Origin of the sequence: Porphyromonas sp. COT-239 OH1446 (genome assembly GCF_000768875.1) — a bacterium.
In the GTDB taxonomy this organism is placed as follows: Bacteria; Bacteroidota; Bacteroidia; order Bacteroidales; family Porphyromonadaceae; genus Porphyromonas.
The window spans coordinates 166,440-181,992 of sequence record NZ_JRAO01000015.1; the positions used below are offsets into that span (position 1 = coordinate 166,440).

At 53.5% G+C, this 15,553-nt stretch carries 19 protein-coding genes; 7 read left to right on the forward strand and 12 right to left on the reverse strand.

Annotation, left to right across the window (positions count from 1 at the left end; genetic code table 11):
* Positions 1–32: 32 nt before the first annotated feature.
* From rpsS to HQ37_RS08375, 10 genes are all read right to left on the reverse strand, one after another.
* Positions 33–302: a 30S ribosomal protein S19 gene (rpsS, locus tag HQ37_RS04000; RefSeq protein WP_036880783.1), complete on the reverse strand. Its 270-nt coding sequence runs from the start codon at positions 300–302 to the stop codon at positions 33–35.
* Between the two features lie 20 nt (positions 303–322).
* Positions 323–1,147, reverse strand: a complete 825-nt coding sequence (rplB, locus tag HQ37_RS04005) for a 50S ribosomal protein L2 (protein WP_036880785.1) — start codon at positions 1,145–1,147, stop codon at positions 323–325.
* A gap of 9 nt (positions 1,148–1,156) precedes the next feature.
* Positions 1,157–1,450: a 50S ribosomal protein L23 gene (gene rplW, locus HQ37_RS04010; protein WP_036880789.1), complete on the reverse strand. Its 294-nt coding sequence runs from the start codon at positions 1,448–1,450 to the stop codon at positions 1,157–1,159.
* Positions 1,451–1,467: 17 nt separating this feature from the next.
* Positions 1,468–2,097, reverse strand: a complete 630-nt coding sequence (gene rplD / locus HQ37_RS04015) for a 50S ribosomal protein L4 (RefSeq protein WP_036880791.1) — start codon at positions 2,095–2,097, stop codon at positions 1,468–1,470.
* Positions 2,098–2,718 (reverse strand): 50S ribosomal protein L3, encoded by a 621-nt coding sequence (gene rplC, locus HQ37_RS04020; protein ID WP_036880794.1) that lies wholly within the window; start codon positions 2,716–2,718, stop codon positions 2,098–2,100. It abuts the gene before it with no gap.
* A 21-nt stretch (positions 2,719–2,739) separates the two neighbouring features.
* Positions 2,740–3,045 carry a 30S ribosomal protein S10 gene (rpsJ, locus tag HQ37_RS04025; RefSeq protein ID WP_036880797.1) on the reverse strand — a complete coding sequence of 102 codons (306 nt, stop codon included), beginning with the start codon at positions 3,043–3,045 and terminating at the stop codon, positions 2,740–2,742.
* A 16-nt stretch (positions 3,046–3,061) separates the two neighbouring features.
* Positions 3,062–5,185, reverse strand: a complete 2,124-nt coding sequence (gene fusA / locus HQ37_RS04030) for an elongation factor G (RefSeq protein ID WP_036880799.1) — start codon at positions 5,183–5,185, stop codon at positions 3,062–3,064.
* Positions 5,186–5,197: 12 nt separating this feature from the next.
* Positions 5,198–5,674 (reverse strand): 30S ribosomal protein S7, encoded by a 477-nt coding sequence (rpsG, locus tag HQ37_RS04035; RefSeq protein ID WP_036880802.1) that lies wholly within the window; start codon positions 5,672–5,674, stop codon positions 5,198–5,200.
* A gap of 217 nt (positions 5,675–5,891) precedes the next feature.
* Positions 5,892–6,302, reverse strand: coding sequence for a 30S ribosomal protein S12 (rpsL, locus tag HQ37_RS04040; protein ID WP_036880804.1), 411 nt, complete (start codon positions 6,300–6,302; stop codon positions 5,892–5,894).
* A gap of 212 nt (positions 6,303–6,514) precedes the next feature.
* The gene (locus HQ37_RS08375; protein WP_160215064.1) at positions 6,515–6,670 is read right to left on the reverse strand and encodes a hypothetical protein; all 156 of its coding nucleotides are present in this window, start codon (positions 6,668–6,670) and stop codon (positions 6,515–6,517) included.
* Between the two features lie 368 nt (positions 6,671–7,038).
* Here HQ37_RS08375 and HQ37_RS08060 point away from each other — a divergent pair, with 368 nt between their 5' ends.
* From HQ37_RS08060 to HQ37_RS04070, 6 genes are read left to right on the forward strand one after another with little or no spacing between them, the layout of a single operon-like run.
* The gene (locus HQ37_RS08060) at positions 7,039–8,046 is read left to right on the forward strand and encodes a glycosyltransferase family 2 protein (protein ID WP_052080738.1); all 1,008 of its coding nucleotides are present in this window, start codon (positions 7,039–7,041) and stop codon (positions 8,044–8,046) included.
* A 27-nt stretch (positions 8,047–8,073) separates the two neighbouring features.
* The gene (gene dgt, locus HQ37_RS04050; protein ID WP_036880918.1) at positions 8,074–9,420 is read left to right on the forward strand and encodes a dGTP triphosphohydrolase; all 1,347 of its coding nucleotides are present in this window, start codon (positions 8,074–8,076) and stop codon (positions 9,418–9,420) included.
* A gap of 44 nt (positions 9,421–9,464) precedes the next feature.
* On the forward strand, positions 9,465–10,169 hold the full coding sequence (gene cmk, locus HQ37_RS04055) for a (d)CMP kinase (protein ID WP_036880806.1): 705 nt from the start codon (positions 9,465–9,467) through the stop codon (positions 10,167–10,169).
* A 20-nt stretch (positions 10,170–10,189) separates the two neighbouring features.
* Positions 10,190–11,281: an acyltransferase gene (locus tag HQ37_RS04060; RefSeq protein WP_036880808.1), complete on the forward strand. Its 1,092-nt coding sequence runs from the start codon at positions 10,190–10,192 to the stop codon at positions 11,279–11,281.
* 2 nt (positions 11,282–11,283) lie between these two features.
* A complete protein-coding gene (gene dprA, locus HQ37_RS04065) occupies positions 11,284–12,384 on the forward strand; it encodes a DNA-processing protein DprA (RefSeq protein WP_036880810.1) in 1,101 nt (366 codons plus the stop codon).
* A gap of 55 nt (positions 12,385–12,439) precedes the next feature.
* Positions 12,440–13,804, forward strand: a complete 1,365-nt coding sequence (locus tag HQ37_RS04070) for a hypothetical protein (protein ID WP_052080739.1) — start codon at positions 12,440–12,442, stop codon at positions 13,802–13,804.
* A gap of 95 nt (positions 13,805–13,899) precedes the next feature.
* Here HQ37_RS04070 and rpmF read toward each other — a convergent pair whose 3' ends face one another.
* Positions 13,900–14,085: a 50S ribosomal protein L32 gene (rpmF, locus tag HQ37_RS08180; protein WP_081951752.1), complete on the reverse strand. Its 186-nt coding sequence runs from the start codon at positions 14,083–14,085 to the stop codon at positions 13,900–13,902.
* Positions 14,086–14,103: 18 nt separating this feature from the next.
* Positions 14,104–14,652, reverse strand: coding sequence for a DUF177 domain-containing protein (locus HQ37_RS04075; RefSeq protein ID WP_036880811.1), 549 nt, complete (start codon positions 14,650–14,652; stop codon positions 14,104–14,106).
* 272 nt (positions 14,653–14,924) lie between these two features.
* Between HQ37_RS04075 and HQ37_RS04080 the strand changes: the two genes are divergently transcribed.
* Positions 14,925–15,398: a Dps family protein gene (locus HQ37_RS04080; protein ID WP_036880813.1), complete on the forward strand. Its 474-nt coding sequence runs from the start codon at positions 14,925–14,927 to the stop codon at positions 15,396–15,398.
* Positions 15,399–15,553 lie beyond the last annotated feature (155 nt).

A 15,553-nucleotide genomic window follows, 5' to 3' on the forward strand; every position in this document is an offset into this window, starting at 1 on the left:
TTGAGATGTCTGAAGGTATAACTTCAGCCGAATTACTTCTTCTTGTTACCGCCGTGGCCACGGAAGGTACGAGTAGGAGAGAACTCTCCAAGCTTGTGCCCTACCATGTTCTCCGTTACGAAAACGGGGATGAACTTATTGCCATTGTGCACAGCAATCGTATGCCCTACGAAGTCAGGGCTAATCATTGAAGCTCGTGCCCAAGTTTTGACAACGGCCTTCTTACCGCTCTCATTCATCGCCAAGACCTTCTTCTCAAGCTTGAGATTAATATATGGACCTTTCTTAAGTGAACGACTCATAATGTTCTACGATTAATCAATTACTTTTTACGTCTTTCGATGATGTACTTAGAGGAGTGCTTCTTAGGAGCACGAGTCTTCAGACCCTTCGTGTAGAGGCCCTTACGTGAACGTGGGTGTCCTCCGCTAGCGCGTCCTTCACCACCACCCATTGGGTGATCAACAGGGTTCATCACGACACCACGGTTGCGAGGACGACGACCCAACCAGCGAGAACGTCCAGCCTTACCGCTGCGCTCAAGAGCGTGGTCACTATTGCCTACGCTACCAATGGTAGCCTTACAAGCAGAGAGGATACGACGAGTTTCTCCGCTAGGCATCTTGATCACCACATAGGTCCCCTCACGAGAGGTCAGCTGAGCAAATACCCCAGCAGAGCGAACCATTTTAGCACCCTGACCTGGACGCAGCTCGATGTTGTGGATGATCGAACCCACGGGGATATTGGCAAGTGGCAGGCAGTTACCCACCTCTGGAGCAGCCTCTGCACCAGACATCACTGTCTGACCTACCTCCAGCCCATCAGGGGCTAGGATGTAAGCCTTGGCTCCGTCCACATAGTACAGCAGAGCGATACGAGCCGTACGATTAGGGTCGTACTCAATGCTCTTGACTGTTGCAGGGATACCATCCTTGTTTCTCTTGAAGTCGATCAGACGAAGCTTCTGCTTGTGGCCACCACCGATGTAACGCATGGTCATCTTACCGGTGTTGTTACGACCTCCAGACTTCTTCTTACCTACTACGAGAGACTTCTCTGGTGTGCTTGCAGTGATGTTGTCAAACGCACCAATAATCTTATGTCTCTGCCCCGGCGTTGTGGGCTTTAGTTTACGTATAGCCATTGTTCTGTCTTAGATATTTGCGTAAAAGTCGATGGTCTGACCTTCCTTGAGTGTAACCACAGCCTTCTTGAACGCAGCAACCTTGCCACGAATCAAACCACTCTTCGTATAGCGAGCCTTACGCTTACCGCTATAATTCATTGTGTTTACGCTCTCAACCTTTACATTGTACATTGCCTCGATGGCATTCTTGATCTCGATCTTGTTGGCCGAAGGAACCACCTTGAACGCATAACGCTCGGGTGTCTTCTCTGTCATAGCGGCTGACTTCTCCGAGATGATCGGCTTGATGATAATTCTCATTGATAGATACCTCCCGATTATGCCTTAAATTGTTCGTTAATAACAGCCACTGCGCTCTCAGTCAGCACGAGCTGCTTGCAGTTAAGCACAGCATAGGTGTTGAGCTGGAAAGCATTTGAGAGACGGGCTGTCTGCACGTTGCGCGCAGAGAGGGCAACGTTGTCGCTGATCTTCTCGCTTACGAAAAGAGCCTTCTGATCGGCAACCTTGAGAGCCTGGGCTAGAGCCAGGAAGCTCTTGGTCTTGGGAGCCTCGAAGTCGAAGTTCTCCACCACGATGATCTCTCCGGCAGCAGCCTTGTGCGTCAGGGCAGAGCGACGAGCAAGCCCCTTAAGCTTCTTGTTGAGCTTGAAGCTATAGTCGCGTGGAGTAGGACCGAACACACGGCCACCACCTACGAGCACGGGCGAATTGATATCACCACGACGAGCACCGCCACCGCCCTTCTGACGAATCAGCTTGCGTGTACTACCAGAGATTTCGCTACGCTCCTTAGACTTGTGCGTACCCTGACGCTGATTAGCCAAGTACTGCTTTACGTCCAAGTAAATAGCGTGGTCATTGGGTTCGATACCGAATACGGCATCGTCGAGAACGATCTTACGACCAGTGTCTTCGCCCTTGATGTTGAATACGCTTAGTTCCATTTACTTTTCGATTACGACGATTGAACCTTTAGCCCCTGGCACACTTCCCTTGATCAAGAGAAGGTTGTGCTCTGGCATTACCTTAATCACTTCGAGATTCTGAACGGTTACACGCTCATTACCTGTCTGACCGGCCATACGAGTCCCCTTAAACACCTTAGCGGGGTACGAACATGCACCCACAGAACCAGGAGCTCTGAGACGGTTGTGCTGACCGTGGGTAGCCTGACCTACACCACCGAAACCATGACGCTTCACTACGCCCTGGAATCCCTTACCCTTAGAGGTACCCACTACATCAACGAATGTAGACCCCTCGAAGAAGGTTACGTCAATTACGTCACCAAGATTGTACTGGCTACAATCAAAACCCTTGAACTCGGCCAAGTGTCTCTTGGGGGCAACGCCTGCCTTGGCGAAGTGTCCCTGAAGCGGCTTGCTCGTATTCTTCTCCTTTGCATCAGAGAAACCGAGCTGAAGTGCTTCATAGCCATCCTTCTCCAAGGTCTTGATTTGCGTTACCACGCAAGGACCTACTTCAATAACAGTGCATGGAAGATTCTTTCCCTCGGCACTGAACACGGATGTCATTCCGATTTTCTTTCCTAATAAACCTGGCATTTCAGTTTCTATTTAATAATCTCACACTTTGATTTCTACTTCTACTCCACTGGGAAGCTCGAGCTTCATGAGGGCATCCACAGTCGCAGCGGTAGAGTTGTGGATGTCGATAAGACGCTTGTGTGAGCAGAGCTCAAACTGCTCACGAGACTTCTTGTTCACGAAAGTCGAACGGTTCACCGTGAAGATGCGCTTGTGCGTGGGGAGCGGAATAGGTCCGCTCACCACTGCACCAGTAGTCTTCACAGTCTTAACGATCTTCTCGGCAGACTTGTCTACCAGTGTGTGATCGTAAGACTTCAATTTGATTCTAATCTTTTGGTTCATATCTATAATTAGGTGTTTACTTGATCAAATCAACACGACCTCCTACTTCCTCAAGCACCTGGCGAGCGATACCGCTAGCCACCTCTGCATAGTGAGAGAAGGTCATAGAGTTCGTTGCACGGCCAGAAGTAATCGTACGAAGCTGGGTTACATAACCAAACATCTCAGACAGGGGCACCTTGGCCTTGACCAGAGTAGCTCCACCTGGGGTAGAGTCTTGCCCTTCGGGGAGACCACGACGCTTGTTCAAGTCGCCGATTACGGCACCGATATAGTCGTCTGGAGTCTCTACCTCGAGGTGCATGATAGGCTCGAGGAGAACTGGGCCAGCCTGAGCACAAGCATTCTTGAATGCCTCACGAGCCACGATTTCGAACGACAGCTGGTCAGAGTCCACGGGGTGGAAGCTACCATCCAGCAGTGTTACCTTGAGCTTATCCATAGCGTAGCCAGCCAGCACACCATTCTTCATAGCATTTTGGAAGCCCTTCTGTACAGAGGGGATGAACTCCTTAGGCACATTACCACCCTTCACCTCGTCGATGAACTGCAGATCGCCTTCGAAGCCCTCGTCAGCAGGCTCTACACGAACAATGATGTCGGCGAACTTACCACGACCACCAGTCTGCTTCTTGTATACCTCACGCAGCTCGATAGGTCTTGTGATGGCCTCCTTGTAGGACACCTGGGGCTTACCCTGGTTGGCCTCTACCTTGAACTCGCGCTTGAGGCGGTCAATGATGATCTCCAGGTGGAGCTCACCCATACCACTAATAACAGTCTGACCAGTCTCTTCGTTCGTTTGTACACGGAAGGTTGGGTCTTCCTCAGCCAGCTTAGCCAAGCCCACACCCAGCTTGTCCATATCCTTCTGCGTCTTAGGCTCGACAGCGATACCGATCACAGGATCGGGGAAAGACATAGACTCGAGCGTGATAGGATTGTTTTCGTCGCAGAGGGTATCCCCAGTGCGAATATCCTTGAAGCCTACACCAGCACCGATGTCTCCACAGCCGATCACCTCCACGGGGTTCTGCTTGTTGGAGTGCATCTGGAAGAGGCGAGAGATACGCTCCTTCTTGCCGCTGCGAGAGTTGAAGACATAAGAGCCTGCATGTAGCTGACCAGCGTACACACGGAAGAAGCACAGACGACCTACATAGGGGTCTGTAGCAATCTTGAACGCAAGAGCCGTCAGAGGAGAGTCGGGGCTTACCTCACGAGTCAGCTCTACGCTCTCGTCATCGGGATCGGTACCCTTGACAATAGGGGTATCCATGGGGCTAGGCAGGTAAGAGCATACGGCATCGAGCAGGGGCTGCACACCTTTGTTTTTGAATGAAGATCCGCAAAGCACGGGGTTGATCTTCATATCGATAGTCCCCTTACGCAGAGCTACACGAATTTCGTCCTCAGTGATCGTAGATGGATCCTCGAAGAACTTCTCCATGAGCACGTCATCGCACTCGGCGAGGGCCTCGAGCATCTTCTCACGCCACTCCTCGGCCTCAGCCACGAGAGCAGCGGGAATCTCGACAACCTCATAGTGCTGACCCTGCTCTTCACCTTCCCAAATGAGACCCTTCATCGTTACGAGGTCGATAACCCCCTTGAAAGTCTCCTCCTGGCCAATAGGCAGCTGAATGGGTACTGGGTTTGCTCCAAGCACGACACGGATCTGACGCACAACCTCGAGGAAGTTAGCACCAGAGCGGTCCATCTTGTTTACGTAGCAGATACGGGGTACACCGTACTTAGTGGCCTGACGCCATACGGTCTCACTCTGGGGCTGCACACCACCTACAGAGCAGTAAGTAGCGATCACACCGTCGAGTACACGCAGCGAACGCTCCACCTCTACGGTGAAGTCCACGTGTCCTGGGGTGTCGATCAGATTGATCTTATACTTCGTATCGTTATAGTTCCAGAAAGTAGTCGTAGCAGCAGAAGTGATCGTGATGCCACGCTCCTGCTCCTGCTCCATCCAGTCCATGGTAGCACCACCATCGTGCACCTCTCCGATCTTGTGCGTCAGACCAGTGTAGAAGAGGATACGCTCAGATGTAGTTGTCTTACCTGCGTCGATGTGCGCAGAGATCCCGATATTACGGGTAAGCTCAAGATGTTTGTCGGTAGCCATGTCCGTGCAGTATTAGAATCTGAAGTGAGCGAATGCACGGTTTGCCTCGGCCATGCGGTGCATATCCTCCTTACGCTTGAAGGCTGCGCCCTGGCTGTTGTAAGCATCTGTGATCTCTGCTGCGAGCTTGTCGGCCATAGTCTTACCACCGCGCTTGCGAGCATAGAGAATAAGGTTTTTCATAGAGATAGACTCCTTGCGTTCGGGGCGGATCTCAGTAGGCACCTGGTAGGTTGCGCCACCGATACGACGGCTCTTCACCTCTACCTGAGGGGTGATATTGTCCAATGCAGCCTTCCAAATGTCAAGCGCAGTCTTCTCTTCGTCTTGGATCTTCTTCTTAACGATCTCTAGGGCAGTATAGAAGATATCAAAAGCGATACTCTTCTTGCCGTCATACATCAGGTGATTAACAAACTTAGTCACCTTAACATCAGCAAATACGGGATCAGGCAGCACCTGACGCTTCTTTGGCTTTGCTTTTCTCATTGTTTCTAAAAAATTTCGTTCCTTGTCGATGGTTGTCGTCTAAATTGTCTTCAACGCTCCCGCTGGAGCATTTACTCAACCCTGTTTTAGCCTATCCAACGAACTCAAAACCGGTTCTTGTACTTTGAATATCTTGCCACCCTAATATGTGGCTCGGGAGCAGGTCTCCCGCAGCGAGCCATCCCTACCCGGGAGACTCTAGGCAATGAGCAAGGGCTTACTTCTTCTTACCCTTAACTGGAGCAGCAGGCTGCCCGGGCTTAGGACGCTTAGCACCGTACTTAGAGCGACGCTGTGTACGACCATTCACACCAGCCGTATCCAGCGCACCACGAACGATGTGGTAGCGCACCCCTGGCAGGTCCTTCACACGACCACCACGCACCAGCACAATGCTGTGCTCCTGAAGGTTGTGCCCCTCACCTGGGATGTAAGCGTTCACCTCCTTAGAGTTTGTCAGACGCACACGAGCCACCTTACGCATAGCAGAGTTTGGCTTCTTAGGCGTAGTCGTGTACACACGCACACAAACACCACGGCGCTGAGGGCAAGAATCCAGTGCAGGGCTCTTTCCCTTCTCTACAAGAGTCTCACGGCCTTTTCTAACCAATTGTTGAATTGTAGGCATTTCTTCTTTTTAATCTGTTATATTACAATACTATATCTCGTTTCTTAGGCGTGCAATTTACAGTGCAGCACAATACACAATCGGGGCAAAGGTACACATAATTTCCGAACCCACAAAACCCTAACACAAAGAGAACCACAAACCTAGCCCGAGCCTCGAGGTGCAGAGCCCCCGAAGGGAGGAGAGGCAAGACTGATGCCCCCTTGTGCAGACTAAATCAGCAACACGAGCATGAGGATGATGAGACCCACTACGGCGAAGACAACACAGCCGCAGCCCTTGCGAATAGAGTCTCCGAAGCCCTCCCCTCCAGCAAAGAGAGCCCCAATCAAGGCCAATATCAGTATAACACCAATGATCGTAAGCACACCACCACTTATTTCAATATTTTAATACTTGAGCATTCCAAGCACTCTAGAGCCATCTCAAACTTAATAGGACATTCTTCAGTACGAAGATAAGGAAATTCGAGCAATTGCATCTGCCCCTCGCCAAAGATATCCCCGAAGGCTCGTCTGAGATCTCGGAAGGATCGCAAGTGAGGCTCAGATAGGAGTTCGATCGAGGTCTAAGTAGGATCGAGGGTGAGATCCTATCTAAGTCTCGACAAAGGCCTAGATAGGACTTCATCTGAGGCTCCCCCGAGAGCGAAGACGGACTCTACTCGAGAGCTCTAGGGTTGCCCTCTGAGAGAAGTTTACTAACTTCGCCCTAGCATTCTTGCACTTATCCGAATATGAAGTCCGACCACAGAGATCCTCAGAGATCTATATCTTCCGACCTGCCCCTCCTCAGCGTCATTGTCCCCGTCTACAATGTAGAGGCCTACCTTCGGGATTGTATAGACAGCATTCTGGCACAGAGCTATCCTCGTCTAGAGATCCTCATCGTCGATGATGGCAGCTCCGACACCAGTCCTCAGATATGCGACACCTACGCAGCACAAGATCCTCGCATCAAGGTCTATCACACGACCAACGGTGGCCTATCGGCTGCCCGCAACTATGGTCTTGAGCGTATGCGAGGGGATTATGTTACTTTCATCGACTCGGATGATTGGCTAGAGGGGGATATTCTCAGTACTTGTATGCAGTACATCGGGACACATCCCAAGACAGACTTCTTGCAGTTTGGGATGCAAGAGTACTGGCAGGACGAGGGCGTTGGGAGGGTTACCACGCCAACATTCCGATCTGAAAATCAAGAAGAGATCCTACGAGACTATGCGCTTAAGAGAGAGATACAGCACTGCGCTTGTGCCAAGATCTATCGGGCTCGTCTCTTCGACGAGCTACGCTTCCCGGTCAGGAAGTACCACGAGGATATCGCCACGGTATTCGATACACTCTGCCTCTCTCGAAGCGTTGCTAGCCTGCCTCAGGCTGGGTATATGTACCGACAGAAGCGTCCAGGCTCCATCACCGAGCATTTCTCTGAGAAGAGGCTAGACATCTTCGACAACATCCAGGCCTCCATAAATCGAGGGGCAAACGCTCCTACCGATAGGGCCATCTACCTCAATACCATTCGAGTTATGTACCTGCGCTTCTATGCCCTTGAGGCATGGGAGAATGATCCTCAGAGACGCAGCTATTGGCTGCAACAGTTTAGACCCCACCTCAAGAGGGCTAGATCCATGGACTATATTTGGGGGAATAGGACAGAGCGACTGCACTGGGCAGCCTTCCTCGCAATGCCTCGCCTCTATCTAAGCCTCTGGAGCTCCTATATGAGAAATAAATAACGCAGAGACACTCCCCTAGAGACTATGATGCACTGGGCACAACTACTCTCAGACAGGCGCATGGGTGCAGACAAGCAACCAGGAGCTACGAGCAATACCGGCCGGGTGGCACGAAGCGAATTCGAGCGAGACTATGACCGCTTGGTCTTCTCCCCAGCCTTCCGCCGACTGCAAAACAAGACGCAGGTATTCCCCCTACCCCGAACCATCTTCGTCCATAATCGTCTCACCCATAGCCTCGAAGTAAGCTGCCTCGGACGATCCCTCGGCAACATGGTAGCCTCCTGCCTACAAGAGCGGCATCGGAGGGAGGGGGGCATCCCCTTCATCCCAGCGGTCAGCTCAATCGTCAGTGCAGCTTGCCTGGCACATGACCTGGGCAATCCCCCCTTCGGGCATAGTGGAGAGCGAGCTATCGGGGCATACTTTAGAGAGGGAAATGGAAGGCGATGGGAGGAGCTGGTACGCAGAGAGGGGGGGCGATGGGAGGACTTCTTGCTCTTCGAGGGCAATGCCAATGGCTTTCGCCTGCTGACGCATCAGTTCATTGGTCGCAGACCAGGGGGCTTCGCCCTGACCTACAGCACGACGGCCAGCATCATCAAGTACCCGTACAGTAGCCTCTTGGGAGCAGGAAGGCCGAAGTTCGGCTTCTTTGCTACCGAAGAGGAGACCATGCGAGGCCTTGCCGACGAATTGGGGCTGATACAGCAGAGCCGAGAGCCTCTAGCCTACGCCCGCCATCCGCTTGTCTTCCTCGTCGAGGCTGCCGACGACATTTGCTATCAAATCATGGATATTGAGGATGCCTACAAGATGGGGATCCTCTCCTACGATGAGACTCGAGAGCTGATCCTACCCTTCTTCTCAGCAGAGGAACAGGGAGAGGTACTCAGCACCCTCAGGCTCATCAGCGACCGAAACGAACAGATTGGCTACCTGCGTTCTAAGGCGATCAACCTCATGGTCGAGGAGGCTGCCTCGATCTTCCTCGACAGCGAGACCGAGATCCTCTCGGGCAAGCTCTCTCGCCCGCTCATACGCCTATCCTCCCCACGCATTGTCGAGGCCTACGACCGGTGTAGCCAAGTCGCCTGGGAGCGGATCTATCGAGCCCGTGAGGTGCTGGATGTAGAGCTTGCAGGACATCGCATCTTCAGTGCCCTATTGGACAGCCTCGTCGAGGCACAGATGTCTCCCGAGCACCTCTACAGTCAGGCTCTGCTCGGAAGGGTGAGCTCTCAATACGATACCCGTCGGAGTACCGTCTACGGACGGATCCAATGCGCCCTAGACTTCATCTCAGGGATGACAGATATCTACGCCCTAGACCTCTACAGACAGATCACAGGGATGAGCCTCCCAGCGATTTAGCCTAACTTTGTCCCCTAATCTTAAGGAATAGACCCAATAACTGAATGAACAAGAAGATTATTGTCGCTATCGACGGCCACAGCTCTTGCGGTAAGAGCACTATGGCCCGTAAGCTCGCCGCACAAATAGGCTATATCTATGTGGACACAGGGGCGATGTATCGAGGCGTTACCCTCTATGCCCTGAGGCATGGCTACCTCACCGACGAGGGGCTCGACGAAGAGGCTCTGCGTAGGGATATGCCTCAGATCGAGCTAAGCTTCAAACTCAATAGCGAGACCGCACGCCCAGACCTCTACCTCAATGGGAAATGCGTCGAGCAAGAGATCCGATCGCTAGAAGTAGGCCAATATGCAAGCCGTATTGCTACGCTGGACTTCGTCCGTGAGGCCCTCACAGCCCAGCAACAAGCCATGGGCAGAGCCAAGGGCATTGTCATGGATGGCCGGGATATTGGGACGAACGTCTTCCCCGAGGCTGAGCTCAAAGTCTTTGTAACGGCCTCACCGATGATCCGAGCAGAGCGCAGACGACTGGAACTCCTGGAGAAAGGGGAGGCTGTCCCCAGCCTCGAAGAGATCTGTGCCCAGCTTCAGGAGCGAGACTATCGGGACTCCCACCGAGCCGTCGCCCCACTGCGTCAAGCCCCGGATGCCATCGTTCTGGATAATAGTCATCTGAGCATCGAGGAGCAGCACGCACGCCTCGTCGAGCTCTTCGCCCAAGCTTCCTCAACCCCACAGCCATAGCTAACCGAAGAAACTGACCCATGCAACCTAAACCACACTTTGCACACCTCGATCTGCTCAAGGGGATTGCAATCTTCCTCGTAGTCTGTGGACACATCTTCGTCTACGGTAGCAATCATTTGGGTGGGCATGACGACTTCGTCCTTTGGAGAGTCCTGGAGGGCGTACATATGCCTCTATTTGTGATGCTCTCAGGATATTTAGCCTTAAGTACGAGGCACGAGCTGAGGGCTCTACCCAGCTTCCTAAGGAGCAAGGCTAAACGACTCCTCGTACCTCTGCTCTTCATCCCGCCACTCTATCTACTCTGCTTCGACGAGAGCTTTAAGCTTGCGATAAGTCAGACAAAGAAGGAGGGCTACTGGTTCACCTTCGTACTCTTTGGCATCATGCTGGCTTTCTTCCTCTTCGGCTGGATAAACTCCTGGTTCAACAAGCGTAGGAGGATCTCTGTCGAGCTTGCACTCGGGGCTATATCCGTCCTGGTTGTTGTGCTCATCGATGGGGTACTGCATGCCGTCAAGGATAGCTTCTATGAGAGGCTGCTCAGCTTCGACCAGTTCAACTGGCTGTACAAATACTTCCTACTGGGCTACTTCGTTCGACGTATCCCTCGGCTAGAGGCCCTTCTTCGCTCGGATCATATCGTGGCTGTGCTCACGCTGAGCTTCATCGGCCTAATGCTGCTGCCCTACCAGGGGATCACATTCCCTGAGAGCTGGAGTTGCTATCACGGGCTCATCGGCCTCAACCTCGAGGCTCTACAGACTCTGACAGGAGTACTCACCCTCTATGCCCTAGGGTTAAGGGCCTGCGACCTCGGGATCGACAATAGAGGGACAAGGTTACTGAACTACTTGGGCCGAGAGAGCCTGCCCATTTACCTAACCCACTATTTCTTCCTGCCAGTACTCCCCATGATGATGCCCTTCCTGCTGGGACTGCCTAACCCCGCAGCAGCCTTCTCTTGGGAGCTGCTCTTCGCCTTTGTTGGCTCGACCTGGGTACTGCTACTCACCCTCGGGACGATCCGAGTCGTCAAGCTCAGCCCAACACTTGCCATGCTGCTCTATGGCGAGCCACTCAAGCGACACACCAATAAGCAGAGATAGATATGTCGGTGGCACTCAAGATCGCCCTAGCGGAGGCGAAGTACATTGGCCCAATCCATGCCCGATACCTGCTCGAGGAGCTGGGGAATGTGGAGGCGATCTTCTCCTCGGAAGCAGAGCTCAAGCGCAGACTGCCTCGGCTCAGTCGGCGCATACTGTCCTCGCTCTTCTCAAGTGAGCTACACCATAGGGCTCAAGAGATCGCCCGATGGAGCGAGCAGAGGGGCCTTCGCTGCCTCTTCGTCGAGGATGAGGGCTACCCTCAGCTCTTGCGGGAGTGCCCCGATGCCCCTGTGATGCTGTATGCCTCGGGCGACTATGACTTCAACGCCAGCGAGCTCCACCTAAGCGTCGTGGGGACGAGAAACATTACCCCCCACGGACAGAGTGCCCTCGACCGACTCCTCGAGGAGATCTACAGCCTCACACCTCGGATGCCGATCTACAGTGGTTTGGCCTACGGGGTGGATGTGGCGGCACATCGCAAGGCCCTCGCCCTCTCGATGCCAACGGTTGCTGTACTGGCGCATGGGTTAGACCGCATCTACCCCTCGGTGCATGCACAGACGGCCCAAGAGATCGTGCAGAGGGGTGGAGCACTCCTCTGCGAATACCCCCCTGGCACTCGACCCGACCGATTCAACTTCGTCGCTCGCAATAGAATCATCGCAGGGCTAAGCCAAGCCAGCCTCATCATCGAGGCTGGGAGCAAGAGCGGGTCGCTGATCACGGCCGAGCTAGCAGCCTCCTACGATCGAGAGGTCTTGGCTGTACCAGGGCGCATCCAGGACACCTACAGCCGTGGCTGCAACGAGCTCATCGCCTCGATGAAGGGGGTGCTGGTGCAGAGCGGCCAAGACATCCTCAGCCGCATGGGCTGGAAGCAAGAGGGTAATGCCCTCCTACAGGAGCTTGCCTTCGCCCCACCGCAGACGATCGACCAACCACTACTACGGCTCATCGCCGAACTACAGCCTGCGCACATCAACGACCTCATTCGCCGCTCAGGCATGGATATGCGCAAGATCAGTGCCGAGCTCTTCGAGCTAGAGCTAGAGGGGCATATCCGCTCTCTACCTGGGAGCCTCTACGCCCTAGTCTAGAGACCTCAATACAGCGACAAACATCTAACCCGCCCGAATAAAACCAATGAACTCAATGAGACGAAACCTACTCCTAGCCTCCTGCTCGGCCCTCCTACTTTGGGGCTGCTCGACACATCTGCCCTCCTCTCGCTCCCAGAAGCACCAGGCCCTCACGGCACAAGCCAAGGAGGGGGTGCGCAGCTATCTAATGGCACAGATGGACAAGGAAACCCCCGAAATGCTACAGAAGCGACAGCGAAACCTACTCTCGAGCCTGCCTTTGAGGGTAGGACATCTCGAGGAGGCCCGGGAAGAGCTATGGCAACTGTGGAGAGAAGCCAACGAAAAGAGAATGCAAGATAATCAATTTACGAGCCTTTGTCAAGCCCCCCAAGAGGTCATTTGGGATCTCCCCGAGGGAGAGCGGATGAAGATAGCCCTCTTCTGCAAAGGGAATAAGCCCAGTAGAGGCTATGCCCTCTACATCAACCTGCACGGAGGGGGCAAGGATCCCAGTGCTAGTTCGCCCTGGGGAGCGGCCTTCAACGACAGAGAGTGGGCCGCTGCCCGCTCACTAGGGCAGGCCTATAAAGATACCGGCTCGCTCTACTATGTGCCTCGTATGGCTGACGATCGCAAGGGGAGATGGTATCTAGCTCCGCAGCGCGTAGCCTTTCGCCGAGCCTGGCAACTGGCAGTACTCAGCGGCGAAGTAGACCCCGATAGGATCTACCTGATGGGAATCTCGGAGGGGGGCTATGGCAGCCATCGCCTCGCCCTCTATATGCCAGACTACTTCGCAGGCATAGGGCCTATGGCGGCGGCCGAGCCCCTGAAGGCCGCGGAGAACCTGCGCAACGTTGCCTTTCGCCTCTCTGTCGGCGAGCATGACCGTGGCTTCGGGCGCAACAAGCTGGCCCAGGCGTGGAAGGAGGAGCTTGCCCGTCTAGCAGAGCAGAACCCTGGCGACTTCGTCCACGAGGTCCACATACAACCCGCCATGGGGCATGGGATCAATTACTACCCCACAGCTCCATGGCTCGAGCATCATAGTCGCCGCAACTACCCTAAGCGGGTCAGCTACAAGTACCACAACATGACCCACGACTATGCCGCGGCAAGCTACTCGGCTGGGGTGTACTACCTAGACTTTCGTCAAATTCGAAGGGCCTCCGATGCCAGCAGCATCTCGCTCGATGTACACCGCTCGGGCAATACCCTCTCGGTAACTACCCACGAGGGCAATGGGGTCTCGGGCAAGCTGCGCCTCTACCTCGACGAGATAGACTACAAGCAACCCATCGTTGTGCAACTCAATGGCGTAGAGGTGGTGCGCAAACGCATCGAGCCCAGCTGGGATGCCCTCGTCGAGTCGCTCATGCTCTGGGGAGACCCTAGACGCCTCTACGGCTCGTATGTAGAGATCACCCTACCTTAGCGGCAGAGAGGGCAGCACAAAGCGACCATCCCCAGTCATCACTCGGATGACTGGGGATGGTCGCTTTGTGCTTAGTAGCCCTGAAGGACTAATGCTTAGAGCGCAATATCGCTCTCGATAGCTAGCTTGCCACGATAATAACCGCAAGCTCCACACACGGTGTGGAAGATGTGCCATTCACCGCAGTTAGCGCACTTAGCGAGTGTAGGTGCCATAGCCTTATCGTGTGAACGACGCTTGGCTGTTCTTGTCTTGGACTGTCTTCTTTTTGGATGTGCCATTTTATTTATTATTTATTATTACTGATCTCTTAATTTTTTGAGGGCAGCCCATCGATGGTCTATACCCTCCTCGTCCCGATCGCTCTGATCCTCGGGCACACGCAGCTCGTCCACAGAGAGACGGGCAAATCGCTCAAGCATCTCGGGGTCACAAGCCTCCTCGGCGTGCAGACGCTGTAGGGGCAGAGCCAGCATGATCTCTTCGTAGATATACTGTCTGAGGTCGATGACACCCTCCCGCTCAGGGACGATAACAATATCCTCCCCCTCGTCGAGGTACTCTGCTCCGAACTTTACTACGATCTCTCGCTCGGACTCGAGATCTACCTCGACGGGCTCCAAGCAACGATCGCAAGGTACATCGACCACACCCTCTAGGTTCAGCACAAGTGTATGTGTACCACCAGCTTTGTTGAGGTCTACCTGTACATCCACTTCGCCGCCAAGCAGCAGAGGGGAATGGAGGCTATCGAAGAAGTCCTGCTCGATGAGGTAATCAAAAGTATGATCACCCTCGGAGAGGGACTTGAGGTTCAGCTTGTATGTATCGCTGTGCTCCACTTGCATTTTGAGTAAAATCCGTGCAAAGGTAATCAAAAGTGAGCATTATTCCAATACATCCTAAGGGCAAATACCCGAGGGAGGCCTTCCGAGCTCAGCTCAGGCAGGGGAGATGCTCCAACCCCAAAAGTCAAGACCTAGACCCAGGGACTAGGAGGCAAGAGCTCAGATATACGATGACTATAGGATGATAGAGGGTATCAGTTGGGCAGCTATACAGGAAGTACTATCTTTGTAGCAACAAACTAAAATTCATCGATATAAATCAGACAATCACTATGAGCGTACTAGCATTTACAGGCCTTGAGCAGGCTAAGGCCAGCAAGGTAGCCGAAGCACTAGGTGTGCTGCTGGCAGACTTCCAAATCTTCTACTCAAATCTACGTGGCTACCACTGGCACGTACGTGGGGCAAACTTCTTCACCCTGCACGCACACTTCGAGAAGATGTACGATGGAGTGGCAGAAACTGTGGACGAACTAGCTGAGCGCATCCTACAGCTCGGTGGAGTGCCCGAGAACCGTTTCTCTCGTTACATCGAGCAGAGCAACCTGCGCGAGACACATAACGTAAGCAATGCCAACGAGATCCTCAATGACATCCTCGAGAGCTATCGCCTTCTGATCGCTCAGGAGCGTTCGGTACTGGCACTGGCCGAAGAGGCTGAGGACGAGGTTACGATCGCCCTCGTAGGCGACCTGCTCGCCTCTCAGGAGAAGGATATTTGGATGATCGATGCCTTCCGCGGCTAGACCCAGCAAGACCCTCCTAGCAGACAACCGTCAAGATGTACGGCATCGTAGGCCTCAAGGGGCTTCACGATGCCGTACTTTAGCTTTTTTCAAGCTTCACCATCTCCAACCAGTCAGACTCTAAGAGCAAAAGAGAAGGCGTGTCGATGACTCGA